The 1637-nt window shown below is 76.2% G+C and carries 1 protein-coding gene; it reads right to left on the reverse strand.

What is annotated here, in order from left to right; all coding sequences use genetic code 11:
• On the reverse strand, positions 1-1637 hold a 1637-nt coding region (locus ACTUAL_RS24435; protein ID WP_440901897.1), incomplete at both ends, for a lipid II flippase MurJ.

The raw sequence follows: 1637 nt of genomic DNA on the forward strand, positions 1-1637 counted from the left end.
CCAGGCCCCGACGGCCAGCGGGACGACCGCGGCCGCTGCGATCGCGACGACGAGCCGCTCGCGGAAGCCCGGTGTCCGGGCGAGCCGCTCGGCGACCAGCACCATCGTGCACACGCTGGCCAGGCGGACCCACTCGACGAGCGCCGGCGCGAGAGCCGGAGCGACGAGGACGCCGGCGAGCGCGGCGCCGGCGAACGCCACCACCGCCCAGCCCAGCCGGCTCAGGCGCACGAAGCCGTCCTCGCGCCACTGGGCGGCCAGCCAGACCAGGCCGGCGCCCAGGAACAGGACGCCGACCAGCGCTGCCGGCTCGGTGATGCTGGTGCCGGAGCCTCCCTTGAAGGCATCCATGCTGGTGCGCCCGGCCAGCAACGCCAGGACGAACACGTCGAAGCGCGCCAGCGCGAGCGCGACCACCGCGAGACCGACGAGCAGGCCGGCGGGCAGCAGGGCGACGCCCAGCGGCCGGCCGGACACCAGCGCCAGGGCGCCAGCGGCCGCCGCCGTGCTCGCGACCAACGCCCCGACGGCGAGGCCCGAGCTCGCAGCGATCGCCTGGGGCGAGGGTCGGGGCACGCGGCCCGGCAGCTCGACGACCAGGACCGCGGCCACCCCGGCGAGCCCGCCGAGGAGGAGCCGCCACACGGGCGGCAGGGAGGACGCCTCCCACACGACCGCGGCGGCGACACCTCCACCGACCGCGGAGAGCGCGGACCGCAGCACCACCGCGCGGCCGGCCCGGGGAACTCCCAGCCCGCTCCGCCCGATCGCCCAACGGGCGTGCGCGACGTTGGCGACGTTGGCCACGACGTAGGCCCCGGCGATGGCCACCACTGCGGCGCTGTCCCGGTCCCCGGCAGCGAGGCACGCGCCGAGCAGGGCCAGGTTCACCGCCGTCCCGACGACCGCGTTGTGCAGTGGCACCCGGGTGTTGCGCACCGCGTAGAAGGGGGCGAGCAGGCCGCGCTGGACCGCCGAGAGCGGGAAGGACAACGCGAGCACGGCGAGGACGACGCCGAGCAGGCGCGCGTCGGCCGCGCTGAAGCGACCGATGCCGAGCAGCTCCTCGGTCGCCGGACGCACCAGCACGAGCGTGATCGCGGTCAGCGGGAACGACACGATCACCATCAGCTGCATGCCGACGTTCGCGAGCCGCTGGCGGGCAACGGGGTCGTCGAGCAGGTGCGCGCGGGTGAGCCGGGGCAGCACGGCGAGCATCACGGAGCGGAACAGCACCGTGCCGCCGATCGCGCTCACCGCGCGCTGGCCGTAGTGCAGGACCGTCGCGCTGCCCGGCGGGAGGAACGACGCCACCGCGGTCTCCGCGACCCGGGTCAGCGGGTTCAGCGTGGCCGCGACGGACGGCCGGACGAACAGCCGCACGAGCAGGCGCACCTCCGGGTGCCGGACGGCCGGCCGGGCGGGCCGCCAGCCCACGCTCAGCGCGAAGATCGTCATCAGCAGCAGCTGGACCGTCGCGCCGGCGACGTACGCCGCGGGCAGCGAGCCGATCTGGCGGTCGCCGAGCAGCACGATCGCGACGGCCACGCCGTTGAGCACCACGGTCATGGCCGCGGGCACCACGAACCGGTGGTGGGCGTTGAGCCACGCGCGCAGGGCCTCGCACCCGGCGATCA

Source organism: Actinosynnema sp. (genome assembly GCF_052038725.1).